The organism is Haloactinomyces albus (assembly GCF_031458135.1).
Lineage (GTDB): Bacteria > Actinomycetota > Actinomycetes > Mycobacteriales > Pseudonocardiaceae > Haloactinomyces > Haloactinomyces albus.
This window is the reverse complement of sequence record NZ_JAVDXW010000001.1, coordinates 4,553,209-4,578,959: the sequence shown is the minus strand read 5'-3', so window position 1 is coordinate 4,578,959 and position 25,751 is coordinate 4,553,209. Positions and strand designations below refer to the sequence as shown.

Here is a 25,751-nt window from a genome sequence, read left to right as displayed (position 1 = left end):
ATGAGGTTTTCTCAGTAGGCGGGGTTTCGGGCCTTTACACTGTCAACACGTCGATGGCCTCGTGCAGGTAACGGTAGGCGGTGGAGAGTCCGACCCCGGTATCCACGACCAGTTGTTCCACACACGTGCTCTCGCGGAACCAGCGCAGCGGCCAGCACCGCCTGTCAGAACACCATCAACACCTGGCATCCCTCCCGGGTGCCGCGTTACCACTGTTCAGCACGCAGCGGCCCAGTTACCAGACCAGTTCCCGGAGCACATCGAGCTTGGCAGTAGATCAGTAATCACGTGAATCCTCTGGTGTATCGGGTTGATCCTTGGTCGGAACAATCCGCACCAGAGGTTTCACGCTTGTTTAGCATACAACAGCGATTCACTGCCGAGAAAACCTCACCGGCTATTTTTTCCATTTTCGATTGGATTAACAACCACACTGGTTATTTTTATGGGCGCAGCGCGTTTAGGGTTATTATTCTTAGCCCGCCTGTCTTTCTTTCTTCTCTCTGTTGGAATCTGTGTGGTAGCATACTGATGCGCCACCCGGATAGCATCTTTGCGGTTGACTTCTTTGGTGATTTTCTGCAAAATCTGAACCAATTCCGCTTTTCTTCTTTTGCTTGCAGCTGTCTGTTCCTGCCTTTCTGATATCTTTCGATATTCTTTATATGCGGCTATCAATCGATTTTCTTTTTGTTTGTCCACGTGCTCGAATCCGGAATCGAACCGGCGTTAGCTGTATTGCTATCCCTCCGAGGTTCGAGCTGGCCCATTTACTTTAGGGTACCGTATAGGATCGCTGCGCGATATGGAAGCATCCCAGCCCGACTCGCCACGTAGCTTCTACTCTCCTAGCGGCATAGGTTGCTACGTTTGAGCGTACCTATTGAGGTTTTCTCAGTAGGGTTTTCCGTGCTCGGTGTGGGTGAGTACGAGTGCAGCGCGGACGATGTCGCCGATGTGCCAGGGGCACAGTGTGATGCGGTGCAGGGCTTTCCAGCGAGTGATCAGCATGACCATGGCGCATTCGCCGAGGCACCGGAGGCGCGTCAAAAGCATGTTGTAGCAGCAGTTGTCGACGTCGAGGTGATGGCCACTGCGGGGGTTTTTGACCGGAGTGTGGATGCCGATTCCGGCGCCTTGGTATCCCGTGTCGGCCAAGGTGGCAAGCCCCCTGACAGGCGGCACGATAGAGGGCACCGGGTGCCTCGCTGGTGGCGGCGGGCAAATCCATCGCCGAGTCGGGCCATACCGACGAACTCCAGAGGGAAAACCCGTCCGGACGGGCCAGAAACTGCATATTCCCGCCGGACTGGTGGTGCTGACCGGAGTATCGCCGATAGTGGCCACCATCGGTGCGGACGGCCACGCGATTGCTGGCAACGAACTTGCCATCCTGCACCACACTGGGCATGCCCTCCTACAGGCACTCGTCGAGCACGTCGGGGAGATCGGGTGCTCGCGTTGCCTACACATCGATGGGCTCGTGCAGATAACGGTAGGCGGTGAAGATCCCGATTTCCGGTATCGACGGCCAGTTATGCCAACCGCGTGCCGTCACGGAACCAGCGCAGCGTCAGCATCGCATGCCAGAACACCGTCAACGCCCTGCGCCCCTTGCGGGTACCGCATTCGCGCTGGTCAGTACCCAGCAGGCGGGCCAGGGACCAGGCACGTTGCGGGGCACATCGAGCGTGGCAACAGATCGGTAACCACGTAGAGCCTTTTGGTTCGGAGTTGATCTTCACAAATCCAGTCCTACTAAGAGCGTGTCTCATGTGGTTGTGTGGTGATGGCATGCTCGGGGGTTGTGGTTGATCGGTTGTCGCAGCGATTGGTGCCGGACGAGCTGTGGGAGCTGGTGGCACCGCTGATCCCGCAGTTTCAGCAGCGTCGGCAGGGTGGAGGCACGGCTCCGGCCGATGATCGTGCGGTGTTCACCGCGATCGTGTACGTGCTCACCAGTGGGTGCGCGTGGCGGGACTTGCCGCCCTCGTTCGGGGTCACCGTTCCCACGGCGCATCGGAGGTTTCAACAGTGGACCGAAGCGGGACTGTGGCGCACGCTGCACCAGGCCGTGCTGGATGAGCTCGGTGCTCAGGGTGAGATCGAGTGGACTCGTGCAGTGGTCGATGCGGCCACGGTGCGCGCCAAAAAGGGGGGCCATGACCGGCCCCAGCCCGGTCGATCGCGGCAAGGCCGGCTCGAAGATCCATCTGCTGGCCGACCAGGCCGGGTTGCCGCTGGCGGTGGCGATCTCGGCAGCCAATACCCATGACAGCCACGGCCTGAAGCCCTTGGTCAAGGCCATTCCGAAAATCCGCTCCCGACGGGGACCACGGCGGGGCAAGCCCTCCAAACTGCACGCCGACAAAGGCTACGACTACGACCAGCTGCGCTGCTGGCTGCGGCAGCAAGGAATCACCCCACGCATCGCCCGCAAAGGCATCGACTCCAGCGAAAGACTCGGTCGCTATCGGTGGATGGTCGAACGCAGCCTGGCCTGGTTGTCCGGCTATCGCCGCCTGACCACCCGTTACGAACGCCGAGCCGACCTCTTCAGCGCCTTTCTCACCCTCGCCGCCGCCCTCACCTGCTACAAAAAACTCGCCACATGAGACACGCTCTAAGGGGACCTACGCCCTTCCATTCCCGGGTCGCCAGCCACTCAGTACTCCACTACCAGGAAAACCTCATTGAGTAACTGGTCAGATGGTGGTCGGCGTGGCAAATTAATCTCGTGAACGTTATGTGGATCATAAGATCGTGCCTGCTGACCGGTCTCTGTCCTATGAGGAGCTTACTGCGCTGGTGGAGCGTCAGGCTTCGGTCATTGAGCAGTTGACGGCGCGGTAGCGGCACTTGAGGCGGAGAATGCGCGGCTGGCTGCGGAGAACGCGGAGTTGCGGCGGCAGCTGGGGCAGAATTCGGGCAACTCGTCGAGGCCGCCGTCGTCGGATGAGCTGGTCAAACCAGTGCCGAAGTTACAGCGAGGCCAGAGCACGCGGAAGTCGGTGGGTAGGCCGGGCACCCGGGTGCGACATGGGAACAGGTCGCCGATCCCGACGAGGTGGCTCGGCATGAGCCGGACTCCTGCGGCGGTTGCGGGGTGAGCACGTGCGCTCCGGCACCGGCGCGGGTGGCCGCGCAGCCGACGGCAGTAATGTCCGAACCCGGTCGAGGCAGGCACCAGTCGAGGAGAATCGTGACCGTGTGGATGCTGCTGCTCGCCGGGATGATCGTGCTGACCGGCGCGGTCGTGCAGGGCTCCGTGGGATTCGGCATGAATCTCATCGCGGCACCGCTGCTGGCGATCGCCGATCCGACCCTGGTACCCGTACCGCTGTTGTTGGTTGCCTCGGCATTCGCACTGCTGCCCGTGCTGCGCGAGCGAGGGCACACGGACTGGCGCGGTGTGCGCTGGGGCCTGTTCGGCCGGGTGCCCGGTACGGCGCTGGGAGTGGCGGCGCTGGCGCTGCTTCCGGCGCGGTGGGTGGCGATCCTGATCGGTGTGGTGGTGCTCGTGTCGGTGGCGCTGTCCCTGCTGGCCTGGCGCCCCAGGCCGACGCGACCTGCGCTGTTCACCGCGGGGATGGCCAGCGGCACCTTCGGTACCGCCGCCGCGATCGGGGGCCCTCCGATCGCCCTGGTCTACCAGCACACCGCCGGTCCGGCGGTGCGTTCCACGCTGGGAGCCTACTTCGCCGCGGGCTCGGTGCTGTCGATTCTGGGACTCGCACTGGGCGGCCAGATCCATGGTGACCAACTGCTCGCGGCAGTGATCCTGCTCCCGTTCGCCCTGGTCGGTTTCCTGATCTCCGGTCCCCTGCGCCATCTGCTCGATGCGGGCCGCACCAGGCCCGCGCTGCTGATCGTGGCCGGCCTGAGTGCCCTGGTCCTACTGCTCAAGGCAGCACTCTAGACATATCGCGATCCATCAGTACGTGATGAGCTCGCCCGCGCAGACGAGCACCACCCGATGACAGCCGACCACGGCCGCACCTACCTGTGCTCACTGCGCGGACTGCACGCGTTCCGGAATCCCGCCGACAATGTAGTGATCACGTACCTCTGGTGCCGAGAATCTGCGTCATCGTGTGCCTACTGGTCTCCAGTGCTGTGATGATCTCTGTCATGAGCGTGTCGGGGATCGTGCCCGCATCCAACCCGGACGCTTGCACCACGGACTCCAGCGCCGTTGTCTGCCTGCTGGGCAACCTGTTCCGGTGGCCGAACAGAATCTCGCGTGCAGCGTAGCCATCGGCGGCAGCCGTTGCCCGGTCGGCCAACCGGGTGACCAGTCGGTCGCTCTCGGCATTCCCGGCGGCGTCAGCGAGGTCCACGGCGGTCAACCCGAGCCTTGTGTGGAAAACGATCAGTCCGAGCTGGTCAGGCATCCCGTGGTAGCGGTAAAGCACCTCCTCGGATTCGTTCCTGGTGGGCATACCGCCGGCGAGGCGGCAGAGCAGGTCCAGGCAGGACTGCACCGCCTGCTCCCACGGTTCCGAGGAGGCGCTGCGTTGCACCATGTCCAGGGCTGCCTCGCTGTGCCCGGACACCAACCGGGCGAGGACGATGGCTTGTCGCCCGTCGAGCAGTCGCCGGCCAACTCCGCCGCAGCGTTGGGCCTGGGTGGCGGCCCTGTTCCACTGACCTGCAGCGGCCAAGGCACGCACACCATCCGCCAGGCGAACGTTCCAGACCCACCGGGCGATTTCCTGTTGGTCGGCGTCAGTGGCGGTGAGATGGTCCAGTCGCAACTCGCGCCCGTCGATCACGACGGACGCGGCTGAGCTCACCGCCTCGTAGAGCGTGTCGAGCAGGCGGGAAGCAGCAGCGCCATCGCCGCTACGGATCAACAGCCGGGCCAGGTTCACGATAGGTTCCAGGGCCAGACGTGCCGTGCTCGTATCCAACGGCAGTACCTTCCGATAGAGCTCAGCCTGATCCCAGCACAGGCGATGCGCTCGTGCGTGCAGTCCGGCGTCGCTGGCGATCAATGCCGCCTGGTTGTGCACCCGTGACGCCGCAGCGAGGGTGCCCGGTCGGGTATCGGTCTCCAGGTTTCGTGCGGTCGCGGCGAGATCGTCCACGCGTTCGCTGAGTCGCTTCCCGGCCGGGCGAGTCCGAGGGGCCAGCGGGAACCGGGAAGCGACCCGCTCGATATCCACCGTGCTATGCCTGCCAGGTGACGGTGAAGCTGCCGGAGGGGCGGGTGATCACATGCTGGCCTGGCCCCGGTTCGGGTGCCGTGCCGCGGGAATGGAATGCGAACCCGAGCGATCTCGATCGATATTGGCTCCACGTCGCGATTTCGTGGGCCATGGTTTCGGCCAGGGACGTACCGGCGGGCCCGTGCCCGATCGCTCCGATCTCGTGACGGCCTTGGTCGACCCGCATGGTGAGGTAGGCCAGGCTGCTGCCGTCGACCGTGGCCATGGAGCCCCATCCCAGCATGGGGCTGACCAGACCCGAGTCGATGGCGTTGGGGTGTACCGGCATCCGGGACAGCGAGTTGGGCAGTGCGCAGGCCAGCCACAGCCACACCGGGTCCAAGGGCTCAGCCTTGACGAACTCCACCCCCGTCCATACCTCCTGAGCCGGGGTATCCAGCACGCCGGCCAGAGCACGGGCATCGATGTCCTGCTCACAGTGAGCATACAGCTGCACCGAGGCGTCTTCGGTGATCTCCAGAATTCGACGAGGGTCGTCGGCCACGCCGGCCCGTAGCGGCATGAACCCGCACAACTGACTGTCGACGGAGGTCCAATGGTCTCCGCAGCGCTCGAAGGCAATGGACCTCGCCACGCTGCCCGCGATCCGGACCGGAACGACGAGGCGGCCGGAGTGGGCTGTCTGGTTCCGCCACGCCTCGGGCAGGCCCGCGGCACCGACCGTGGCGATAACACGGTCATACGGTGCGCCGTCCGGATGCCCCAAGGCGCCGTCTCCGAGAATGACCTCGACGTTGTCGACCTCGGCGTTCGCGAGGTGGGTGCGGGCGTCGGTCACAAGGTCGTCGTCGACGTCGATGGTGGTGACATGCCCGTCCGGGCCCGCCAGATGGGCCAGCAGGGCGGCGTTGTAGCCGGTTCCCGCACCGATCTCCAGGACCTGCCGACCTTCTGTGACATGGAGCTGTTCGAGCATCATGGTCACGATGCCGGGTTGCGACGCGGCGCTGATCGCGCCGGTGTCGTCGTGTTTGGTGTAGACGGCATCGTTGGTGTACGCCTCGGTCAAGGGGGTGTTCGGGACGAACAGGTGACGCGGCGTCTCCCGTACCGCCTGCTCGACCCGGTCGTCGCTGATGCGACCCTGCTCGCGGAGCTGATCCACGAGCCCGTTGCGCCGTCGCCGGGCCTCGTCATCCGTGCTGCCGGCATCGCTGGTGGCGGTGGTGGTCTGGTCGGTGGTCATGGGGTCTGTGAACACAACCTCTCGTGCGAGTTCGGACAGTGTTTTCTGGTCCTGGTAGGGCAGGCCCAGGCGGTTCCACGCGAAAAGGACGTGGTGGGCCAGGACAGCACGCAATCCTCGGTCCAACCGCCCGTGGTGGGCGAGTTCGGCGAGATCCTTGCCTGCTGAGGCGTACGCGTGGACCCATTGTCGGACCGGGCTGAGCGGTCCGTTGTCTGCAAGCCACATCGGGTCGGTGGCCAGCAGTCGGTACATCTTCCGGCGCTGCTGCTCACCGGAGAGAACCTGAGTACCGGGTTGGCGGTGGCAGGCGAATTTCGCCCACACGTCGCCTTTCTCGTACCAGTCCAGGCCCGCGCCCTGCTGCAATGCGCTGTTGACGTCCTCCCCACGGTTAAAGCCGGGGATTCCAACCAGCTCTAGCGCTGGCTGGTGCGCTTCACCCTGCGGGAACGCTGATTCCTGCTTCGCAGACCGCCCATCGGGGAGGTCTCCACAGGCTGTCACCGCCTGCCCGGCGGCGAGGATGTTCTTCGCGGCGTTCACGTCGGTGTGCTCGGCATGGCCGCACCGGGTGCCCCGGAACCGCGCTTGGCTCTCACGCGGCTTCGGGGCCACAGCACGGCATGCCGAGCACGTCTGAGACGTGTACGCAGCGGGGATCTTCACGATGTGGGTGCCCGTGCAGCGGGCGACCTGCGGTCCTTGACGACTTCCTCCCGGATCGCTAACTTGCTACGCAACATGATGACTACGTAGTCATTCATGGGCGAGCCCAGTGGAGCTCGATCCCGAGACGCCGAGAAGACGCCGAGAGACAAGCACGCACGCAGAGACATCGGAGAGAACAGGACTTCCATGTCCGAAAGCAACCGCCCGCTCCGCCTCGGCATCATCGGCGCCGGACGGATGGGCACCGAGCACGCCCGATTCATCGCGCGCGCGGAGGGCGCCACGCTCGCCGGGATCGCCGACCCGTACAGCAGCACGCCGGCCGAGGAGCACGGCGTCCCCTCCGTGCCGAGCCACCGGGACCTACTGGCGATGCGTGGGATCGACGGGGTCGTCATCGCCAATCCGAACCAGGCGCACGTGAGTACCGCGCTGGACTGCATCGCGGCGGGCGTTCCCGCGCTGCTGGAGAAGCCGGTGGCCACATCCTCCACGGAGGCGGCCGAGCTCATCGACGCCGAAGCCTCCAGTGGCGTGCCCGTGCTGGTGGGACACCACCGGCGTCACCACCCGGCGGTGGCGGCCGCGCGGGAAACCATCCGCGGCGGCATCGGCCGCCTGGTCGCGGTCAACGGGCTGTGGCTGACGAAGAAGGACGACGCCTACTTCGAACAGTCCTGGCGCCGCGAAAAGGGCGCAGGCGTGCTGCTCATCAATCTGGTGCACGATCTCGACCTGCTGCGCCACCTGTGTGGCGAAATCGTCTCGGTACAGGCGCGCACGAGCAACAGCGTGCGAGGATACGCGGTCGAGGACACCGCGAGCGTCATCGTGGAGTTCGACAACGGGGCGCTGGGCTCGTTCCTCATCTCGGACAGCGTGGTGGCGCCGTGGGGCTGGGACCAGGCGACCGAAGACGATCCGACCTTCCCGTACCGCCCGGACAGCTCCTGCTACTCGATCGCGGGCACCACCGGATCGCTGTCCTTCCCGCAGTTGGCGCACTACTACCACCCGGGGACATCCGACTGGATGCAGCCGTTGAGCCTCCGCTACGAGGCCAAGGGAACCGGCGAGTCCTACACCAACCAGCTCGAGCACTTTCTGCAGATCGTCCGTGGCGAGGCGGCACCGGCCGTGCCGATCGCCGATGCCGCGCGGACCCTCGCGGTGATCGAGGCCGCAGGGCGTGCGGCGGAATCGGGTGCCACGGAAGCGGTGTCTCCGCCCGCCGTGGCGAGTGCGCCCTGACAGCCGGCAAGGCGGCACGACCGCTGCCCGAACAGCGGCAGACAACGAGAGCCGATGAACACGCCGGAGAACCCGGCGAGAGGAGACAGCGCAATGGGTGCGAACCCCTCGACCCCGTCCGCGGCAGAGCAGGCGGCGAAGCGGATCGACTGCGACGTGCTGGTGGTCGGTTCCGGCGCGGGTGGTCTGTCCGCCGCGGTCGCGGCGGCCCACCACGGTCGGAAAGTCGTCCTCGTCGAGAAGGACGAGGTCTGTGGTGGGGCCACCGCCTGGTCCGGCGGCTGGATGTGGACCCCCCGCCATCCCCTCACCCGAGCCGAGGGCTTCGTCGAGAGCATCGATCAGCCGCGTGCGTATCTGAAGAGCGTTCTCGGCGAGAACTTCGACGAGGACCGTGTCAACGCCTTCCTCGAAGCCGCTCCGCACATGGTCGGGTTCTTCCATGAGCACACCGCGTTGCAGTTCGTCAACGGCGGCAAGATCGCCGACATCCAGGCCCATCAGCCCGGCGCGGTCAGCGGGGGCCGCCAGGTCGGCCCGAAGCCCATCAACGGTCGGCGCCTGTCCAAGTCCCTGCGCCGCAAGCTGCGTCCGCAGATGTACGAGACCTCCTTCCTCGGCATGGGCATCATGGCGGGACCGGACCTGCAGTCCTTCCTGCACGCGAACACCACGGTCAAAGGCTTCTTCCACGCCGCATGGCGCACCGCCTTCCACGTCCTGGACCTGCTCACGCACCAGCGGGGCATGCAGTTGGTCAACGGTCCCGCGCTGATCGCCCGGCTGGCCAAGTCCGCCGAGGACCTGGGTGTGGGCATGTACGTGAACTCGCCCGCCAAGCACCTGATCACCGACGGCGATGCCGTCCGCGGCGCCGTCGTGTCCACCCCGAACGGAGACGTCGCCGTCCGGGCCCGGCACGGCACGATCCTGGCTGCGGGCGGTTTCCCGCACGACGAGCAGCGGCGCCGGACCCACTTTCCCCGCGGTACCGGCGAGGGCCACAAGACGCTGGCCCCGTCGTCCACCACCGGTGACGGAATCAGCCTGGCCGAACAGGCCGGCGGGCAGCTCGACACCTCCGGGGCCTCTCCCGCCGCCTGGTGCCCCGTTTCCCCCGTCCGCCTGCCCAGCGGCCGGGTCGGCACCTTCCCGCACATCGTCGACCGCGGAAAGCCCGGCCTCATCGGTGTGCTGCGCGACGGTCGTCGCTTCGTCAACGAGGCCGACGGTTACTACGACTACGTCACCGCGATGATCGATGCGACCCCCGAGGGGGACGAGGTCGCCTCCTGGCTGATCTGCGATCACCGTTTCCAGCGCCGCTACCCCTTCGGCATGGCCAAGCCCTTCCCGATCCCGCAGTGGCCGTATCTGCGCTCCGGCTACCTCAAGCGCGGGCGCACCCTCGAGGAGCTGGGCCGGGTCTGCGGCATCGACGGCGCCCGGCTGCGGCGGACGGTCGAGGAATTCAACCGGCACGCGCGCCGGGGCGAGGATCCCGAATTCGGCCGCGGCAGCACCCCGTTCAACCGTGGCTCCGGTGACCACGCGCACGGGCCGAACCCCTCGCTGGCCCCCATCGAGAGGGGCCCGTTCTACGCGATCAAGGTCTTTCCCGGCAGCTTCGGCACGTTCGCGGGACTGAGGACCGATGGACACGCGCGCGTGCTCAACGCCGACGGCGAACCGATCGAGGGCCTGTACGCCTCGGGCACCGACCAGTCGAACGTCATGGGCGGACACTACCCCTCCGGCGGCGTCAACATCGGCCCCGCGATGACCTTCGGCTACGTCGCCGGGCGCCACGCAGCCGGGGTGCAGGAGTACGAGAACACCGCACGCGACAACTCGCCGAGTACGGTGGAGCACGACTGATCATGCTCGGCAGCCTCACCTCCACAGGGAACACGGATTGAGCACATCCACCACTCTCGCCAACCAGGTAGCCATCGTCACCGGGGCGGGATCGGGGATCGGCCGCGCCATGGCCACCACCCTCGCCGCGGCCGGGGCCACCGTTGTCGTGGCCGACATCGCAGCCGACGACACGCGGGAAACCGTCCGGACCATCGAGCAGAACGGTGGTCGGGCCATGCCCGCCATTGCCGACATCGGTGACGAGGCCGCCGTCAACGCACTCGTGCACGAGGTCGTCGACACCCACGGGCGCATCGACGTCCTCTGCAACAACGCCGGGATCATGGACACCATGGCGCTGCCCGAGAACATCCCGACCGCGATGTGGGAACGGGTTATGCGGATCAACCTCACCGGTCCGTTCCTGCTCACCCGTGCCGTACTCCCCCACATGTTGACCAATGAGTACGGCTGCGTCATCAACACAGCCTCCGAAGCGGGCCTCCGAGGCGGCGCGGCCGGTGCCGCCTATACCGCCTCCAAACACGGAGTGGTCGGGTTGACCCGCAATCTCGCCTGGGCGCACGCTCGTGACGGAATTCGGTGCAATGCCATCTGTCCCGGCCCGGTGAACACCAACGTCGCGGGAGACGACGGGAGGGCGGCATTCGATACCGACGGGATCAGGCGGCTGTCGCCGGTTCTCGCCCTCGGTGAGCAGCAGGCCGAGCCACAGGCCATAGCGGATGTGGCGCTGTTCCTGGCTTCCCCGCAGTCCTCGTTCGTCAACGGCGCCGTCCTGCCTGCTGACGGCGGGTGGTCCGCAGCCTGAGTCCGACCAGGCCGGCCAGTTCGGCGAAAAGGCGCCCGCGCCCGGGAGCTGCACTGGCCTGCCCCTGCGTCGTACGCGCTGCACTCGCGGACCGGTCACGAGATGCGCGATGGTCGAATGCCACGCACGCTGAACACCATGACCGATGTTCACCATGTCACCACGAGCCGAGCCGTCTCCACGCACGTTCCGGGCCGGGTACGTGTGGACGAACGCGATGACCTCGTGTTCACCGTCAGCACCCCGGATGCCGCGGAGACCGACTCACTGAGTCCCGAGCAGCTCTACGCCGCTTCCCTGGCCAGTTGCCTGCATCAGGCCATCGCCGTGGAGGCCACCAAGATCGGGGCCGCCACGGACGGCAGCCAGGTACACGCCACGGTCGACCTCACCCACAACGGCAGCCAGCGCTTCGGCATGCAGGCCCAGGTGACCATCGAGCTGCCCGACGTCGACGAGAACACGGCAGCACGTGTGCGCTCCGAAGCCATGGCAACCTGCCCGCTCGTCAACGGCGTCGAGATCAGCACATCGGACCGGTGAGTGCCCCAGCCCAGGCGGCACAACCGCAGGGTATGTGCGAGGTATGTGCCGGGGCCTCCTCCGTACTTATCGGATTGTTCCGGCGCTCATCTGGTACCCGGCGGAAGGGCTGCACCGGGAAAGCACCGTGCGCAGCGCTCGGCGAGTATCCCTCGGCAGCCCGCTATGCCTTCGAGGTGGAACGGGGCATTTTCTCGGCAGTGCGCAGGACGTTACGAGCCATACCACCGAAAATCAGCCCGTGGAAGGGCGCCACAGCCCACCAGTAGACGTGGCCGGCCAGGCCGTGCGGGACGAAAACCGCACGCTGGTGGTAGATCGTCGATCCCCGTGTTGCCGCGGACGAGACACTCAGCTCCAGCCACGCCCGGCCGGGCACCTTCATCTCCGCGCGCAGGCGGAGCAGGTGTCCCTCGTCGAGCTCTTCGACGCGCCACCAGTCGAGAGCTTCACCGACCCGCAGCCGGTGCGGATCCCGACGTCCGCGTCGCAGTCCCACCCCACCGATCAGTCGGTCCGCCCAACCCCGAGCGGCCCAAGCGAGCGGGGAGGAATACCAGCCGTGCCTGCCGCCGATTCCCTCGATCACGCGCCACACTTCGGTGGCGGGAACCGCGCTGGTGCGTACCCGCGTGTCGGTATAGGCGCTGCCACCGGCCCAGTTCGGGTCCGAGGGCAACGCATCGGCCGGGGTATCGAGCGGCGAGGCATCCGACCAGCGGGTTTCGATCTGGGCATGCCGGATCCTGTGCAGTGCCAGCTCGACCGCACGATCGTAATCGGTGAGCTCGCCGGGTGGCCGTGCGAGATACTCGTCGATGTCGTTCTCACTGCACACCGCCTCGTGCACCAGCGACTCGATCAGTGGACCACCGATGCGCTTCGGCACGGGGGTGACGATGTTGATCCAGTGGGAGCTCAGTCGAGGAGACAGAACTCCGACAGGGAGCATGACCCGGCGGGGAAGCCCGGCGACTGCCGCATAGCGCTGCATCATGTCCGCGTAGGTCAGTATCTCCGGACCACCGATGTCGAAAGTTCGGTTCAAACCGGCTGGGAGCTCGGCCGCGGCCACCAGGTAGTGCAGCACATCGCGCACCGCGATCGGTTGGACTCGATTGCGAACCCATCGGGGGGTGACCATCACCGGCAGATGCTCCGTGAGATATCGAAGCATTTCAAAACTCGCCGACCCCGAACCGATGATGACCGCGGCCTGCAGCACCACCGTCGGGACTCCGCTGCGAAGGAAAATCTCCGCGACCTCGGCGCGCGAACCCATGTGTTCCGACAACGCGCCATCGTCGGGATGCACACCGCCGAGGTAAACAATGCGCTTGATTCCGGCCTCGCGGGCGGCCTGCGAGGTCCGCAGGGCAGCCTTGCGGTCAACGGCGGCGAAGTCGGACTGCGCCATCGAGTGCACCAGGTAGTACAACACGTCCCCGTCGCTGCACGCCTCGACAATGCTGCGCTCCGCCAAGAGATCCCCGCGCACCACTTCCACCTCGTCGCGCCAGGGAACATCGCGGAGCTTATCGGGATCGCGCACGATGCATCGCACCCGATGGCCCGCTGCCAGCAGCCGTGGCACCAGCCTGCCACCGATATAACCACTTGCTCCGGTGACCAGACACAACATGCTGCACTCCCGCCAATCGCGCTATGCTCCGAAGACCGATTCCGGAGGATGCGGAGACCGCACGCAGGGGCCGTCCGGGCCCGTGATCGGGCCGCTACCTGCCACGTGCGGCCGCCATGCCGAGCGCACACAGGCTCGCCCACGTCATGGCTGCCGCCGCGGCCTTGCCGCGCGCTCGCGTATCCGGCAGGAGCGTGCCGAACAGCGCTGCGTCCCCGAGATCGGCCGCGATCCGAACCGCGATCGCCCGTCGCAGTGCCGGAGTACTGTGCGCCGCCGTCATCGCCAGGCCGGACAGCACATCCCGAATACCGATCCCACGGCACAGCACCGCAACGTCCCCGGCGAGTCTCCCCCGGGCATCGGTGAGCCCGCAGGGCGAGGCGAGAAGCTTCGGGCGGACGGTGACCGCGAGCCCAAAGGTGATCGTGGCGACGCCGAGCAGGCGAGGAAACCACTTCATGTCGAAGACTCCTTTGCCGTGCGGACAGTTCCCGCTCGATCACCATCCAAACATCGCCCCGTCAGGACGGCCACCGATCACCGAGGAGGCGAAACCGTGACCGCCCGCCCGAGCACAGTCATGGTGAACCGGTCCGTGTCGAGCTCCGCCGGTACCGCTTCGGCGCGCCCGACACATCGGTACCACGCTCGAAGCGGCCCGCCCCGCCCTCCCCGCTTTCCGAGGTTGCGCACCGCAGGGCGTATCAGCCGAGTTCTTCGAGTACGCGTTTCACGATGCGGTCGGTGGACAGCCCGTAGCGGTCGTGCAGCGTCGGCAGGGCACCGGCGGCGAGGAACTCGTCGGGGAGACCGATCGGAACCACTCCTCTGGTGGCATTGTTGGTGACCAGTGTGCTCGCCACCGACTCCGCCAGGCCGCCGACGACGCTGTGATTTTCCAGCGTGGCCAGCATCCGGCCGGAATCGGCGACGCGAAGAATCGTCTCCGTATCCAGTGGTTTGATGGTCGGACAGTGCACGACGGCGGTGTCGACCCGGTGCTCGGCCAGCTTCTGCGCCGCATCCAGCGCGCGCATCGTCATCAGCCCGCTGGAGACGAGAACGACATCGCCTCCGCTGCGCAGTTCCGCGGCCTTGCCCAGCTCGAAGCGGTAGTCGTACTCGTCGAGGACCGTGGGAACCTTACCTCGCAGCAACCGGAGATAGGTGGGCCCGGCCGAGTCGGCGAGGGCGGGCACGGCCTGCTCGATATCCACCGAATCACACGGGTCCACGATGGTGAGTCCCGGTACGCCACGCAGAATCGCGAGATCCTCGGTGGCTTGGTGGCTCGGTCCGTATCCGGTGGTCAGTCCCGGCAGTCCGCCGACGATGTTGACGTTGAGACCCGGTTCGGCGATGTCCAGGCACAGGGAATCATAGGCTCTTCTCGTGGCGAATACGGAGTAGGTCGACGCGAAGGGCACCAGTCCGACCTCGGCCATACCGGCCGCCGCTCCGAAGAGAAGCTGCTCGGCCATGCCCATCTGGTAGTAGCGGGCGGGAAAGGACTCGGCGAAGATGTGCATATCGGTGTACTTGCCGAGGTCGGCGGTCAGTCCGACGATCTCGTCGCGTTGCGCTGCCAGTCCGGACAGCGCATGCCCGAACGGGGCTGCGGTGGTGCGTTGCCCCTCCTCGGCAAAGGAGGCGATCATCGCCGATGTCGTGAGTCGCTTCTTCGTCATCGTGCGCTCCCGTCCAGTTGCTCCCGAGCGATCTGCCATTCGTGCTCGTCCACCCGCATGAAATGGGCCCTTTCCCGGTTCTCCAGCAGCGGAACGCCCTTTCCGATCGTCGTGTCGCAGAGCAGCACTCGGGGCTGCCGCTCTTCGCAGTCCCGCAGCCGGTCGAACGCGTGCAGCAGCTCGGCGATGTCGTTGCCGTCGACGCGGACAGCGTGCCAACCGAAGGCCTGCCACTTCTCCACCAACGCATCGACGGAAAGAACCGATGCGGTCGGCCCGTCCGCCTGCAGCGCGTTGATGTCGACCACGGCGACCAGGTTGCCGAGGCCGTGATGGGCCGCGCCCATCGCGGCCTCCCAGGTCGCGCCCTCGTTGAGCTCGCCGTCGGAGAGGAAGTTGTAAACCAGTGCGTCGTTTCCCCGGTGCCGCAGGCCCAGGGCCATACCGACCGCGACCGGCAGACCGTGCCCGAGGGAGCCCCCCGAGATCTCCATGCCGGGCGTGTAGGAGGCCATACCGGACATGGGCAGTCTGCTCTCATCGGCACCGTAGGTGGCGAGTTCCTCGACCTCGAGCACGCCGGCTTCGGCCAGTGCCGCATACAGTGCGATGGCGTAGTGGCCGATCGACAGCAGGAAGCGATCCCGCCCGGGCCAGTGCGGATCCTCCGGGTGATACCGGAGTTGATCGCGGTACACGGCAGCGAGGAGATCGGTCACGCCGAGTGCCTGTCCCACATAGCCTTGCCCCTGGGCCTCCCCCATGTCGATGATGTGATGCCGCATGCGGTGGGCCGAGGCAGCGACCGTGGATACTCGTTCCTGCCAGGAGGCAGGAGCGGGTTCCGCGTGTCCACGCACACCGCGAGGGACCGGATGAACGGTTTGTTCCGTCATGAATGATTCTCCATTCGACTTTTCCCGGAGAAACGGTGCTGTCCGGTGGTGACCTTTCTTTTCCGCAATGCCGACTCAGCAGGAACGCTTTTCGTAGGAAGACAACAGCTCGACCTTGGCCGCCGACGGCGACGAGGGGTCGAAGCGGTAGTCCAGCCACTCCTTGGCCAACCTGCGCGCCAGTTCCAGACCGACGACCCGCTGACCGAAGGTGAGCACCTGTGCGTCATTGCTCAGCACCGAGCGCTCCACGGAGAAGCTGTCGTGGGCGGTGGCGGCCCGCACGCCATGCACCTTGTTGGCGCTGATGGCCACCCCCAGACCCGTACCGCAGACGAGCAGCGCACGATCCACTTCTCCGCGGGAGACCATCTCGGCGGCAGTGGTCGCGATGTGCGGGTAGGCGGTCGTTTCGTCCTGGTTCACCCCGGCGTCGATGACCGAGCTCACCCGCGGGTCGCTTTCGAGGTCGGTCTTCAACACGTCCTTGTACTCCAGGCCCGCGTCGTCGGAACCGACGACGATGCGCCATCCTTGCGGATCATTCATCGCTGTGTACCTCCTTTTCCAATACTTCCGCGACCGCCTCGGCGATCAGCGCCAGCGAGACGGCACCCGCATCGGGGGTGCCGAGGCTGCGCTCCGCCAACGGGCGAGCGCGCCCGGTCCTGGGGGTGAGCTCGGCTGTGCTGTCCGCTGCCGCTCGGGCAGCACGTGCCGCCTTTCGCCAGCTCGCCTCGGCGGCGAACTCGCGCGCGAGGGGAACGAGCGCGTCCACCATCGTCTTGTCGCCGATCTCGGCATTGCCGAGCCGCCGGATCGCGGCGGCGAATCCCTCCACCCCGGCGACGAGATCCGCGGTGCCGGGGCGCCGGTCATCGCCCAGGCACTCGGCGAAGGCGCGCAGACCGGCACCCCACAGGGCACCCGAGGTGCCACCGGCACGGGTTGCCCACGCCTCTCCTGCCTCGGCCAGCACGGACAGTGCTCCCGCACCGGCATCCAGCGCCACTGCCGCGGCCTCCTGAGCGGCCGTGGCCCCCTTCACCATGCCGCGACCGTGATCACCATCGGCGGCGACGGCGTCGATGCTTCCGAGTTCCTCGGCGTTGTCCTCGACAGCTCGGCGCACCGCAGCAAGGACCTCCACGACAGTGGCGGCACACATCCGCGATTCGCTGCTCGCGTTCGGATACCCCGCGAGCTCGGCACCGGCACGGTCGGCTGGTTGCGGTTCCCTCTCGCCGGCAGCGTCGCCAGGACTCACCTGCCCCTTGCGGTAAGCCGGTGTCTCGGCAGGCGCGCGCCAGCAGCGCTCCAGGTCCTCGTCGAGCCACAGCACGGTCAGTGATACCCCGGCCATGTCCAGGCTCGTGACCAGCTCGCCGACCTCGGGGTCGATCACCGTGTACCCGGCATCGCGGAACCGCTCGGCCACGCGGGACCACACGACGAACATCTCCTCGTATTTGGTGGTCCCGAGCCCGTTGAGGATCACCGCGAGTCGGCCGGAATCCGTGGACGGTGCTTCGGCGAGCACTCCGTCCACGAGGGTGTCCGCGAGCTCGTTCGCGGACGGCATGTCCACGTCGGAGACACCCGGTTCACCGTGGATGCCCAGGCCCAGGCCCATCTTGTCGACGGGAACGGTGAACAGGGGATGGTGCTGTCCGGGCAGTGTGCAGCCGTCGAAGGCGACACCGAGAGTCCGGGTCCGCTCATTGGCGCGGGTCGCCACCCGTTCGACCTCGTCGAGTGACCGGCCTTCCTCGGCAGCCGCCGAGGCGACCTTGAACACGGCGAAGTCCCCCGCGATACCCCGTCGGTTGTGCGCTTCCTGCCGGGAGGCCGAGGCGATGTCGTCGGTCACGACGACCGTGCGGCAATCGATGCCCTCGGTGCGGAGGCGTTCCTGCGCGGCACCGAAATTCATCGTGTCCCCGGCGTAGTTGCCGAAGCCGAACAGGACACCGCCGCCGCGCTGCGCGGCCTTGGCCACGGAGTAGGCCTGCTGCGCGGAAGGTGCGGTGAAGATGTTGCCGACCACGGCCGCATCGGCGAACCCGGAGCCGACCACGCCGCAAAACGCCGGATAGTGCCCGGAGCCACCCCCGATCACCACGGCCACCTTGCCGTCCGCTCCCGGAGCGGACCGCACGACGCCCCCGTCCACGGCTCGGACGTACTGCGGATGGAGATCGCAGAATCCCAGCATCGCGTCTTCGGTGAAGTTAGCCGGATCGTTGTACAGAAGTGTCATTGCTGCTCACAGAAATGTCATGGTCGAAAGAATCGAATGGTCAGACGAACACGCTGAGCCCGAGAACCAGGCCCAGGGCGACAACCGACATGATCGACTGGGCCAGGGTGTAGACCTGGAAGGTTCCTCGCGTGGAAAGCCCGAGCAGGGTGCGGAACATCCAGAACGTGTTGTCGCTGACGTGACCACCGAAACTCGCCCCCGCTGCCGCGGCGAGAAGCACGAGGACAGCAGCCGCGTCCAGTCCTCCCATGACCGGCGCCAGCAGAGTCGAGGCCGTGATCGCGGCGACCGAGCCCGATCCCTGTGCCAGCCGCAGCAGTGCCGCCACGACCCACGCCAGCAGCAGTGGCGAGAACGAACTGGCCTGGAACAGGCCCGAGATGATGTCTCCGATCCCGGTTCGGCTGATCACTTCTCCGAGCGAACCGGCCACACCCGTGAACAGCAGGATGGTCCCGCTGGTGGCCGCGCCCTTGCTCAGTGCCTTTTCCACGGCATCACGCGAGAGCATGTACACCGTCACCACGACGGCGATCAGCAGGCCGATCAGCAGGGCCACGACCGGATCGGAGAGGAACCCGAGCACAGCGCTGCTCGTCCCCGTCGTCTCGGCGAAGGTGCCGAGGACGATCAGTGCCAGCGGGACCAGGATCGGCAGCAGGGTCACGGGCAGGGAGAGCCTGCGCCGCGGTGTCTCGGCCTCCGCCACGGTCATGCCGTCCACGCCACCGTTGAGCGTGTTTTCGTCCTTGGCCGGCTTCCACGTTCGCCGCATCAGGGCGCTGTGCAGGAAGACACCGACGACGATGGACACGATGCCCACCGGGATGCCGAACAGCAGCATCGTGCCCAGGGAAACTTCCAGGGTGCCCGCACTGGCCAGCGCCGCCGCTCCGGGCAGCACCATGAGCAGGCCGACCTCGAGACCGATGGCCAGGGCACCGCCGACCGCGGCGATACCGACCCCGGTTCGCACGGCCACCGACTTGGCGATCGGTGCCAGCATCACCAGCGCCACGTCGAAGTAGATGGCCGGAAACACGATGCCGGAGGACAGTCCGAGCACGTAGGGCGACTTGCCGGGTCGACACACCCGGAGGAACAGCTCGACGATGCGCTGCAACGTTCCCGTCGTGGACAGCAGCGAACCGAGCAGGACGCCGAATCCGATGATCAAGCCCACTTCCGCCATGAGGTCGCCGAATCCTTGGGCGACGGCGGCAGTGGTGTCCTCGAAGCCGAGGCCGGTGGCAAGGCCGAGGTACAACGAGCCCAGCACCAGGACGATGACCGGGTTGATGCGTGCCACGACGATCAGCAGCACGATGCCGACCACCGCGATAGCGGTGTGCAGCAGGATGAGCGAATCAGGCATACCACATGTCTTTCCGTGGGCCTCATCGTTGAGGAGGGGTGAACAGTGGCACCGCCACTCCTGGAGTGCGGTGAGAATTCTCGGAGCCCGTGATTGTGAGTGTGCGGCTCCGCCGGGCTTGGCCGCCCGCCTTCAGTGGATGTGCGAGCCGCCGTTGATGTCGAAAGTGGCGCCGGTGATGTAGCCGACGCTCTCTCCGGCCAGGAACGTGATCGTGGCCGCCACGTCGGCGGTACTCCCGTTACGGCCGACCGGGATGTCGGCGACGAGCTGCTGCTTGCGCTCCCCGCTCAGCAACCCACCGGTGATATCGGTGTCGATGAGCCCCGGTGCGACCGCGTTGACGACCACCCCGTGCTCACCGACTTCCCTGGCCAGCGCACGGGTGAGGCCGAGAACCGCCGCCTTGGCCGCCGAGTAGTGCGTACCGCCGAACACACCACCGCCACGCTCGCCGCTGACCGAGGAGACGTTGACGATACGGCCGTAACCGCGCTCGGCAAGCCCGGGCAGCACTCGCCGGGTCACGAGGTAGGTGCCGGTGACATTGACATCGAAGACCAGCTCCCACTCGTCCTTCTCGATGTCGAGGAACCGGGTCGGGCGGGTGATCCCCGCATTGTTCACCAGCACACCGATGGGGGGCAGGCTCGAGGACTCGATCGCCCCGATCGCCCGGTCGACCGAGGAGGCTTCGGTGACGTCGGCGGCGATGCCCTGGGCCTCGACCTCGTGCTCCTTGGCGATAGCGGCCGCGGCGTGCTCGGCTGCGGCCCCGTCGATATCGAGGACGGCGATGTCGAATCCGGCCGCGGCCAGATGCCGAGCCGTTTCTCGGCCGATGCCTCGTTCCGAGCCGGCACCGGTGATCACTGCCGTCCGTGGCGTGTTCGCGGACATCTACGTCTCCTGTACTGCTGTCGTTGTTCCGTCGGGCGTTGTGCCGTCAGGCGTTGTTCCATCAGGTGGGAAGCAGGGCCGAGATCGTCTCGCGCGCCTGCGCTGCGACCTCGACGCGGTCGCCCTCGTCGACGTCATGGGTTTCGAGTTCGAGGACGTAGCGGCCCGTGTAGCCCTGGGCGCTCAACTCGCGCACCACGCCTGCGAAGTCGGCACGGCCGCGACCGATGCTGAGGTTGATCTCGCCGGGCTCCGCATCGCGGAGGTGTACGTGTTCGATGCGCTCGGCGAATTCGCGTGCCAGAGCGACCTCGTCGATCTCGCCTGCGACGACGTGGCTGACGTCGAAGACGAACCCGGCCACCTCGACGGGAGTCAGGTCGAGAAGCGCACGCGCCCGCTCGGCACTGTGGCAGAACCGGTGGTGGTGCAAGCCCTCCACAAGCAGGCGGACATCGCTGTCGGCAGCCACGTTGCCCAGCAGCCGCAGCCTGTTCGCCATGCGGGCGAGGTCGGCGGATTCGTCGACGAACGGAGTTCGTGACGGGGCGCCGCACGGCACGATGAGGGCGGCACCGAGCCGAGCTGCGAGCGAAACCAGTCCCGTCCCGGTGTGCACGAGTGCCTCGTCGTCGAGTGCCGGATCGTTCAGCGGCCCCGGGTCCACGTTGATGGCCCAGGTGTCGAGACGTGCGGTCCGGACGTCTTCCACGATGTCGTCGGGATCTCGGTCCAGCGGGGTCGGAATGTGCTCACACACTCCGGGAAGCCCACCGAGATCGATGCCCGACATCCCGAGCGCCGAGATCGCTGCCAACGCCTCCGGCAGCGGCCTGTGACAGAACGAGATCGTCGAGCAACCCAGTTCACTCATCAGTTGACTCCCATGCACCAGGCGCTTCCTTCGTTAGGTGGCACACAGTGAACCCCGTCACCAGTTGACTGTCAACAGTCAACTGAAAACAGGCAACGACGCAGTGGGCTAGACTGAACGACGCACGCTCCGTCCGAGACGAAAGGCGAGTATCCGTTGGCCCTCGACGTCCCCGCCCTGGATGGCGTAGACCGCAACACGCTGCGCGAACAGAGCCTGCACAAACTGCGCGAAGCCATCAGCAGTGGTCAGCTCGCCCCGGGCACTCGGCTCATCGAGACCGAACTCAGCGACGCCCTCTCCGTGTCCCGGGGCACGCTGCGGGAAGCCTTGCGTCACCTCGTCCAGGAAGGGCTGGTCGTGTCCGGCGAACGGGGACGGCTTCTGGTGCGGGCGCTGACGCCCTCCGAGATTCGCGACATCTTCGCGGTACGCCGATCGCTCGAGACCCTCGCCGTGGAGACGCTCTGCGAGATGCCCGAACGCGGCGACGTCGTGCAGGCATTACGGGAATCGCTGAACAAACTTCGGGACACCGAGCAGAACCTGGCCGACCTCGTCGAAGCCGACCTCGGTTTCCACCGGCACCTGTGTCAGCTCACGGGCAACGAAACACTGGTGCAGTCGTGGCAGCACATCTCCGGGCTCACCAGAGCCACCATCAGCCGATCCGGCCAGGAACTGGCCCTGCGCAACATCGACTGGAAGCGTCACGTCCCCATCGTCGACGCCATCGAAGCCGGTGATGTCGACCGCGCTCGCGACGTGGTGCGCTCGCACATGCGGGAAACCACCGAGCGGATCGTCGCGCTCCTCGAAGAGTAGGAGGCTCCGGCAGCAGGAACTGTCGGGCTCGCGGCGCCCGCGGCGAGCCAGCAGGGCAGGCGATGCCCGCACGATGATGCGACCCTGCGGGCATGGGCAAGCTCCTGGTCGGCACCGCGGGCTGGACCGACAGAAGTCTGATCGACTCGGGTTGGTACCCGCCCGGGGTCGACACCCCGGCCAAACGTCTCGGGTTCTACGCCGACACGTTCTCACTGGTCGAGGTCGACGCGACCTACTACAGCCTGGTCGCGGAGCGGACCACGAGGTTGTGGACGCAGCGCACACCGGCACACTTCATCTTCAACATCAAGGCATTCAGCCTGTTCACCCGGCACCCGACCAAGCCCTCCGCGCTGCCCGAGGATCTGCGGTCCGCGACCGACGACATCAACAGATCGAACGTCTACCTCCACGACCTCGATCCGCGCGTCGTCGATGAACTCTGGCAACGATTCCTGGGCACACTCACGCCGCTGCACGAGGCGGGCAAACTGGGCGCGATCCTCCTGCAGTTCCCACCGTGGTTTCCGATCGGCCGAACCAACAAGGAGTACGTCCTGGAATGCCGCGACCGCGCGGCACCGATGCCGGTGTGCGTCGAGTTCCGCAACCACACGTGGATGCAGGAGCGCAACCGTGCAGAGACGCTGGAGTTCCTGTCCAGCCACGACCTACCGTATGTCGTGGTGGACATGCCACAGGGATACACCAGTTCAATCCCACCGGTGGTCGCCGCCACCGCCGATCTCGCGGTCGTACGGTTTCACGGGCATTCCGACAAGTGGAACAGCCGCGACATCGGTGAACGATTCGGCTACAAATACTCGCACCGCGAACTTGCCGAGTGGGCACCGAAGCTTCGCGAACTGGCCGATTCGGCCACGACGACGCACGTGGTGATGAACAACTGCTATCGCGACCACGCCCACACCAACGCCGCGGAACTGGCCGATCTCCTGCACGCCGATTGACTTCGAGAAGGGGCGTGCCGGTTTTCGGCAAGCTGGGTACCCCCTGTGCCCTGGGAGGGGGTGGAGTTTTCGGCAAAACTTCACCCCATCCGAGGTCACCGCAATCAACTGAGCAGGAAGGTGGCCCTTTCACGCTCGGCGCGCCCACGAGGACGGCCGGTCGTCAACCGCCCGTTGTCGTGGACGATGTACGTATCCGGGTCGCTGGACAGCCGCAGGGATATCCCTCGGTGATCCGCCAACCCCCGTGTCCGGATGAAGCCGGTCGTGCTCCCGTAATCGTCGCTGTCCTCGTAGGGGGCGATGTGCAGGGAATTACCGCGGACACGGATATAGCGATCGGGGAAATCGACGGACTGCAGCGCGATTCGATCCGGTCCGAGAAATCCCGGCGTGAACCGGAATTGCGTATCGGCGAGTTGGCGGACGTCGCCGTCGACGCGCAGGTCGTACTCGTGGTGGCGCACGTACGCGCGGGGCGCGTCCATGGGCGAGAGCCGCACCGCGGTCCCGCCCTCGCCCACCGGTACGCCGAAGCCGGGTGTGCCGTCGTCGTTCCAGTAGAGCCGTTGTACCCGGGTGTGCCGGTTGGGGTCGAAAAGCGGATCGCCGTCGATGTGGCGGTAGGAGCGCGCGTGGTAGACGAGGACGTCGGTTTCGCCGTCCTCTCCCACGGTGAACGTGTTGTGCCCCGGTCCGAACCGGCCGGTGTGCTCGTTGGTGGTGAACACCGGCTGCGGTGACTTGCTCCACGATTTCGGGTCGAGCAGGTTCGCCCGTGCGTCGGCGGTCAGCAGACCCATGCAGTAGTTGGCGTCGGTCGCACTGGCCGAGAACGTCATGAAGACCTTTCCGTTGCGGACGAGCACCGCCGCGCCCTCGTTCACCGCGAATCCTCGGGTCTCCCAGTCACGGGTCGGCACGGCGATGCGGACCGGATCGCCCTTGATAGCCAGCGGAGAGCTCATCTCGGCGATGTAGAGATTGCTGTTGGTGTCGATACCGGGCTCACTCTGCGCCCACACGTAGTAGCGCTTCCCGCGGTGCTCGAAGGTGGTGGCGTCCAGAGCGAAGGTGTCCCACGCGGTGGTGACCTGACCACGCAACTTCCAGGCGTCCTCGCGCGGGTCGGCGGCCGCGGATTCCAGGACGTACATCCGGATCCGGAACTTGTCGTCGGCATCGCCCGCGGCGAAGTAGACATACCACCGGCCGTCGATGCGGTGCAGCTCCGGGGCCCAGATGTAGCCGCCCATGCGGCCGGACTTCGGGCGCCGCCAGATGGTGCGTTCGCGGGTGTGGGCCAGGCCGTCGATCGTCGGGGCGCCCCGCACGACGATGCGGTCGTACTCCGGCACGGACCCGGTCATGTAGTACATGCCGTTGACCGGCGGGGTGATGCACGGGTCTGCCCGTTGTTCGATGAGCGGGTTGCGGGTGGTGAGTTCGGTGACGTGGGAAGACGAGGGCTTGCCCGTTGCTGCTGCGGGGGTGGCGACCGTACTGGCCAGCGGTGCGGCGGTGGCGGCTCCGGCGGCGACGAGGCCACCGCGACGCAGCAGGCTGCGGCGATCCAGGGAATCGTTCATGGTCGGTTCCTCTCGAAACGTGCTGCTGAAAACGGAAGAATGGAGTAACGACGTGGAATTTCCCGTGCTGCTCGGGCTGTTGGTCAGGACACGTACGGCCACCCCTGCTCGTCCCAGCCGAGACGGTTCAGACCGAGCCGAGGGGCTCCGCCCGCATTACCGTCGTAGTAGTGGTAGACGAGGAGGTCACCATCGCTGTCACCGAGCACGCTCTGGCCGCCGGGACCGATGATGGTTCCGTGCGTGGCAAGGATTTCGGTGCCACCGCCCGCAAGCATCCGCGTGCCGCTTCTGTCCACATAAGGACCTGTGGGACTGCGCGACCGGCCGACCATCACCCGGTAGGTGCTGTCCGTGCCACGGCAGCAGAGACCGAAGGAGACGAACAGGTAGTAGTAACCGCCGTGCTCGACGATGTGCGGGGACTCGACAGCATGCGGGGCGGCCGGACGCGTGGCCAGGTGGTAGAGCGTGTCGTCCTGTGGTGAGAGTTTGCCCGTCGACGGGTCGAGCCGGATCATCCGGATACCGCTCCAGAACGATCCGAAAGAAAGCCACCACTTCCCCTGACTGTCGACGAGCAGGGCGGGATCGATGGCGTTGTAGTCGTCTCCGGTATCGGAACTGTGGACGACGCCCCGATCGACCCAACTGCCCGGACGCCCCGTCCGGCTGGTGGCCAGACCGATGGCCGAGTGGTTGGAACCGAAGCTCGACGCGGAGTAATACATCCAGTAACGCCCGCCGTGGTAGGAGACGTCGGGAGCCCATACGTCCCCTGCGGAGTTGTACTGGTACACCCAGCCGGGCACGGTGTTCAGGGCCGACCCTGCGCGGGTGAAGTCGATTCGATCCGGTGAGGTGCGTGCTTCTACGCGGTTGTGCGTGGAGTAGAGGACGTACTCGTCCGGTGTACGGATCATCGAGGGGTCGTGTGCCGCCACGTCGCCGGTGACATACCCGGGGCCCGGGTAGTCGGCGACGGCGGGGTGAGCGGCGCCGAGCGTGGCGCACACCGTGCCCAGGGCCACGGCGGCGTGGACGAGTCGTCGACGTAATCGGATCATGGTTCACTCTCCGGCCCGTGGACCTGGTCGGCACTTTCGTGTTTCGAGTCCTCGCGATTCGATGGCGAGAGCGAGGTCGG

22 protein-coding genes and 4 pseudogenes are annotated in these 25,751 nt (G+C 66.3%); 9 read left to right on the top strand and 17 right to left on the bottom strand.

Going from position 1 to position 25,751, the window contains the following annotated elements; translation table 11 throughout:
• Positions 1 to 43: 43 nt before the first annotated feature.
• The 3 genes and pseudogenes from JOF55_RS24600 to JOF55_RS24595 all read right to left on the bottom strand — a co-directional run.
• Positions 44 to 151: pseudogene (locus JOF55_RS24600) on the bottom strand (IS5/IS1182 family transposase); the annotation flags it as partial.
• Between the two features lie 239 nt (positions 152 to 390).
• A complete protein-coding gene (locus JOF55_RS21515) occupies positions 391 to 702 on the bottom strand; it encodes a hypothetical protein (RefSeq protein ID WP_310277440.1) in 312 nt (103 codons plus the stop codon).
• A 192-nt stretch (positions 703 to 894) separates the two neighbouring features.
• Positions 895 to 1,170 (bottom strand): annotated as a pseudogene (locus JOF55_RS24595) (transposase family protein); the annotation flags it as partial.
• A 619-nt stretch (positions 1,171 to 1,789) separates the two neighbouring features.
• Here JOF55_RS24595 and JOF55_RS21505 point away from each other — a divergent pair.
• From JOF55_RS21505 to JOF55_RS21495, 3 genes and pseudogenes are all read left to right on the top strand, one after another.
• Positions 1,790 to 2,615 (top strand): IS5 family transposase gene (locus tag JOF55_RS21505; protein ID WP_374727321.1). Its coding sequence is split into 2 segments (ribosomal slippage): positions 1,790 to 2,163 and positions 2,162 to 2,615, totalling 828 coding nucleotides; the frame shifts between segments, so codons are not numbered across the junction.
• A 234-nt stretch (positions 2,616 to 2,849) separates the two neighbouring features.
• Positions 2,850 to 3,110 (top strand): annotated as a pseudogene (locus tag JOF55_RS21500) (DUF6444 domain-containing protein); the annotation flags it as partial.
• 92 nt (positions 3,111 to 3,202) lie between these two features.
• Complete coding sequence (locus JOF55_RS21495) at positions 3,203 to 3,919, top strand: sulfite exporter TauE/SafE family protein (protein ID WP_310277437.1); 717 nt, start codon at positions 3,203 to 3,205, stop codon at positions 3,917 to 3,919.
• Positions 3,920 to 4,058: 139 nt separating this feature from the next.
• Here the strand turns inward: JOF55_RS21495 and JOF55_RS21490 are convergent, their stop codons facing one another.
• The 3 genes and pseudogenes from JOF55_RS21490 to JOF55_RS24590 all read right to left on the bottom strand — a co-directional run.
• On the bottom strand, positions 4,059 to 5,168 hold the full coding sequence (locus JOF55_RS21490; RefSeq protein WP_310277434.1) for a hypothetical protein: 1,110 nt from the start codon (positions 5,166 to 5,168) through the stop codon (positions 4,059 to 4,061).
• 4 nt (positions 5,169 to 5,172) lie between these two features.
• Positions 5,173 to 6,924: a methyltransferase, FxLD system gene (fxlM, locus tag JOF55_RS21485; RefSeq protein ID WP_374727578.1), complete on the bottom strand. Its 1,752-nt coding sequence runs from the start codon at positions 6,922 to 6,924 to the stop codon at positions 5,173 to 5,175.
• A gap of 30 nt (positions 6,925 to 6,954) precedes the next feature.
• Positions 6,955 to 7,098 (bottom strand): annotated as a pseudogene (locus JOF55_RS24590) (zinc ribbon domain-containing protein); the annotation flags it as partial.
• Between the two features lie 177 nt (positions 7,099 to 7,275).
• On the opposite strand from JOF55_RS24590, the gene JOF55_RS21475 reads away from it, so the two are divergent.
• The 4 genes from JOF55_RS21475 to JOF55_RS21460 all read left to right on the top strand — a co-directional run bounded on the left by JOF55_RS21475 (position 7,276) and on the right by JOF55_RS21460 (position 11,575).
• On the top strand, positions 7,276 to 8,340 hold the full coding sequence (locus JOF55_RS21475) for a Gfo/Idh/MocA family protein (protein WP_310277432.1): 1,065 nt from the start codon (positions 7,276 to 7,278) through the stop codon (positions 8,338 to 8,340).
• A 93-nt stretch (positions 8,341 to 8,433) separates the two neighbouring features.
• Complete coding sequence (locus JOF55_RS21470; RefSeq protein WP_310277430.1) at positions 8,434 to 10,218, top strand: FAD-dependent oxidoreductase; 1,785 nt, start codon at positions 8,434 to 8,436, stop codon at positions 10,216 to 10,218.
• A gap of 37 nt (positions 10,219 to 10,255) precedes the next feature.
• Complete coding sequence (locus tag JOF55_RS21465; RefSeq protein ID WP_310277427.1) at positions 10,256 to 11,032, top strand: SDR family NAD(P)-dependent oxidoreductase; 777 nt, start codon at positions 10,256 to 10,258, stop codon at positions 11,030 to 11,032.
• A gap of 138 nt (positions 11,033 to 11,170) precedes the next feature.
• On the top strand, positions 11,171 to 11,575 hold the full coding sequence (locus tag JOF55_RS21460; protein ID WP_310277424.1) for an OsmC family protein: 405 nt from the start codon (positions 11,171 to 11,173) through the stop codon (positions 11,573 to 11,575).
• A 163-nt stretch (positions 11,576 to 11,738) separates the two neighbouring features.
• Here the strand turns inward: JOF55_RS21460 and JOF55_RS21455 are convergent, their stop codons facing one another.
• The 9 genes from JOF55_RS21455 to JOF55_RS21415 form a co-directional block, all read right to left on the bottom strand.
• Positions 11,739 to 13,217, bottom strand: coding sequence for an SDR family oxidoreductase (locus JOF55_RS21455; protein WP_310277421.1), 1,479 nt, complete (start codon positions 13,215 to 13,217; stop codon positions 11,739 to 11,741).
• 94 nt (positions 13,218 to 13,311) lie between these two features.
• Positions 13,312 to 13,680, bottom strand: a complete 369-nt coding sequence (locus JOF55_RS21450; RefSeq protein WP_310277418.1) for a hypothetical protein — start codon at positions 13,678 to 13,680, stop codon at positions 13,312 to 13,314.
• A 244-nt stretch (positions 13,681 to 13,924) separates the two neighbouring features.
• Positions 13,925 to 14,908 (bottom strand): transketolase family protein, encoded by a 984-nt coding sequence (locus tag JOF55_RS21445; RefSeq protein WP_310277416.1) that lies wholly within the window; start codon positions 14,906 to 14,908, stop codon positions 13,925 to 13,927.
• Entirely contained in the window at positions 14,905 to 15,693 is a 789-nt protein-coding gene (locus JOF55_RS21440; RefSeq protein WP_374727577.1) for a transketolase, read from the bottom strand. Before JOF55_RS21440 ends, JOF55_RS21445 begins: the two co-directional genes overlap by 4 nt.
• A 186-nt stretch (positions 15,694 to 15,879) precedes the next feature.
• Positions 15,880 to 16,353, bottom strand: coding sequence for a ribose-5-phosphate isomerase (locus tag JOF55_RS21435; protein ID WP_310277410.1), 474 nt, complete (start codon positions 16,351 to 16,353; stop codon positions 15,880 to 15,882).
• A complete protein-coding gene (locus JOF55_RS21430) occupies positions 16,346 to 18,064 on the bottom strand; it encodes a dihydroxyacetone kinase family protein (protein ID WP_310277407.1) in 1,719 nt (572 codons plus the stop codon). The genes JOF55_RS21435 and JOF55_RS21430 overlap by 8 nt, the downstream gene beginning before the upstream one ends.
• Before the next feature lie 40 nt (positions 18,065 to 18,104).
• Positions 18,105 to 19,442, bottom strand: coding sequence for a GntP family permease (locus JOF55_RS21425; protein ID WP_310277404.1), 1,338 nt, complete (start codon positions 19,440 to 19,442; stop codon positions 18,105 to 18,107).
• 132 nt (positions 19,443 to 19,574) lie between these two features.
• Positions 19,575 to 20,342 (bottom strand): SDR family NAD(P)-dependent oxidoreductase, encoded by a 768-nt coding sequence (locus JOF55_RS21420; protein ID WP_310277400.1) that lies wholly within the window; start codon positions 20,340 to 20,342, stop codon positions 19,575 to 19,577.
• Between the two features lie 61 nt (positions 20,343 to 20,403).
• Positions 20,404 to 21,216 carry a sugar phosphate isomerase/epimerase family protein gene (locus tag JOF55_RS21415; protein ID WP_310277397.1) on the bottom strand — a complete coding sequence of 271 codons (813 nt, stop codon included), beginning with the start codon at positions 21,214 to 21,216 and terminating at the stop codon, positions 20,404 to 20,406.
• A 156-nt stretch (positions 21,217 to 21,372) separates the two neighbouring features.
• Here JOF55_RS21415 and JOF55_RS21410 point away from each other — a divergent pair, with 156 nt between their 5' ends.
• Together JOF55_RS21410 and JOF55_RS21405 are read left to right on the top strand one after the other, a co-directional pair.
• On the top strand, positions 21,373 to 22,041 hold the full coding sequence (locus JOF55_RS21410; RefSeq protein WP_310277394.1) for a GntR family transcriptional regulator: 669 nt from the start codon (positions 21,373 to 21,375) through the stop codon (positions 22,039 to 22,041).
• Between the two features lie 92 nt (positions 22,042 to 22,133).
• Entirely contained in the window at positions 22,134 to 23,015 is an 882-nt protein-coding gene (locus JOF55_RS21405) for a DUF72 domain-containing protein (protein ID WP_310277391.1), read from the top strand.
• 104 nt (positions 23,016 to 23,119) lie between these two features.
• On the opposite strand, the gene JOF55_RS21400 is transcribed toward JOF55_RS21405, so the two are convergent.
• Both JOF55_RS21400 and JOF55_RS21395 read right to left on the bottom strand, forming a co-directional pair.
• Entirely contained in the window at positions 23,120 to 24,604 is a 1,485-nt protein-coding gene (locus tag JOF55_RS21400; RefSeq protein ID WP_310277388.1) for a family 43 glycosylhydrolase, read from the bottom strand.
• 83 nt (positions 24,605 to 24,687) lie between these two features.
• A complete protein-coding gene (locus JOF55_RS21395) occupies positions 24,688 to 25,671 on the bottom strand; it encodes an arabinan endo-1,5-alpha-L-arabinosidase (RefSeq protein ID WP_310277385.1) in 984 nt (327 codons plus the stop codon).
• Between the last annotated feature and the right edge of the window lie 80 nt (positions 25,672 to 25,751).

Excerpts from the sequence above, each read along its gene's own strand:
- JOF55_RS21475 (WP_310277432.1), top strand. The coding sequence starts at position 7,276 with ATGTCCGAAAGCAACCGCCCGCTCCGCCTCGGCATCATCGGCGCCGGA.
- JOF55_RS21470 (WP_310277430.1), top strand. The coding sequence starts at position 8,434 with ATGGGTGCGAACCCCTCGACCCCGTCCGCGGCAGAGCAGGCGGCGAAG.
- JOF55_RS21460 (WP_310277424.1), top strand. The coding sequence starts at position 11,171 with ATGACCGATGTTCACCATGTCACCACGAGCCGAGCCGTCTCCACGCAC.
- JOF55_RS21455 (WP_310277421.1), bottom strand. The coding sequence starts at position 13,217 with ATGTTGTGTCTGGTCACCGGAGCAAGTGGTTATATCGGTGGCAGGCTG.
- JOF55_RS21450 (WP_310277418.1), bottom strand. The coding sequence starts at position 13,680 with ATGAAGTGGTTTCCTCGCCTGCTCGGCGTCGCCACGATCACCTTTGGG.
- JOF55_RS21445 (WP_310277416.1), bottom strand. The coding sequence starts at position 14,908 with ATGACGAAGAAGCGACTCACGACATCGGCGATGATCGCCTCCTTTGCC.
- JOF55_RS21440 (WP_374727577.1), bottom strand. The coding sequence starts at position 15,693 with ATGCGGCATCACATCATCGACATGGGGGAGGCCCAGGGGCAAGGCTAT.
- JOF55_RS21435 (WP_310277410.1), bottom strand. The coding sequence starts at position 16,353 with ATGAATGATCCGCAAGGATGGCGCATCGTCGTCGGTTCCGACGACGCG.
- JOF55_RS21430 (WP_310277407.1), bottom strand. The coding sequence starts at position 18,064 with ATGACACTTCTGTACAACGATCCGGCTAACTTCACCGAAGACGCGATG.
- JOF55_RS21425 (WP_310277404.1), bottom strand. The coding sequence starts at position 19,442 with ATGCCTGATTCGCTCATCCTGCTGCACACCGCTATCGCGGTGGTCGGC.
- JOF55_RS21420 (WP_310277400.1), bottom strand. The coding sequence starts at position 20,342 with ATGTCCGCGAACACGCCACGGACGGCAGTGATCACCGGTGCCGGCTCG.
- JOF55_RS21415 (WP_310277397.1), bottom strand. The coding sequence starts at position 21,216 with ATGAGTGAACTGGGTTGCTCGACGATCTCGTTCTGTCACAGGCCGCTG.
- JOF55_RS21405 (WP_310277391.1), top strand. The coding sequence starts at position 22,134 with ATGGGCAAGCTCCTGGTCGGCACCGCGGGCTGGACCGACAGAAGTCTG.
- JOF55_RS21400 (WP_310277388.1), bottom strand. The coding sequence starts at position 24,604 with ATGAACGATTCCCTGGATCGCCGCAGCCTGCTGCGTCGCGGTGGCCTC.
- JOF55_RS21395 (WP_310277385.1), bottom strand. The coding sequence starts at position 25,671 with ATGATCCGATTACGTCGACGACTCGTCCACGCCGCCGTGGCCCTGGGC.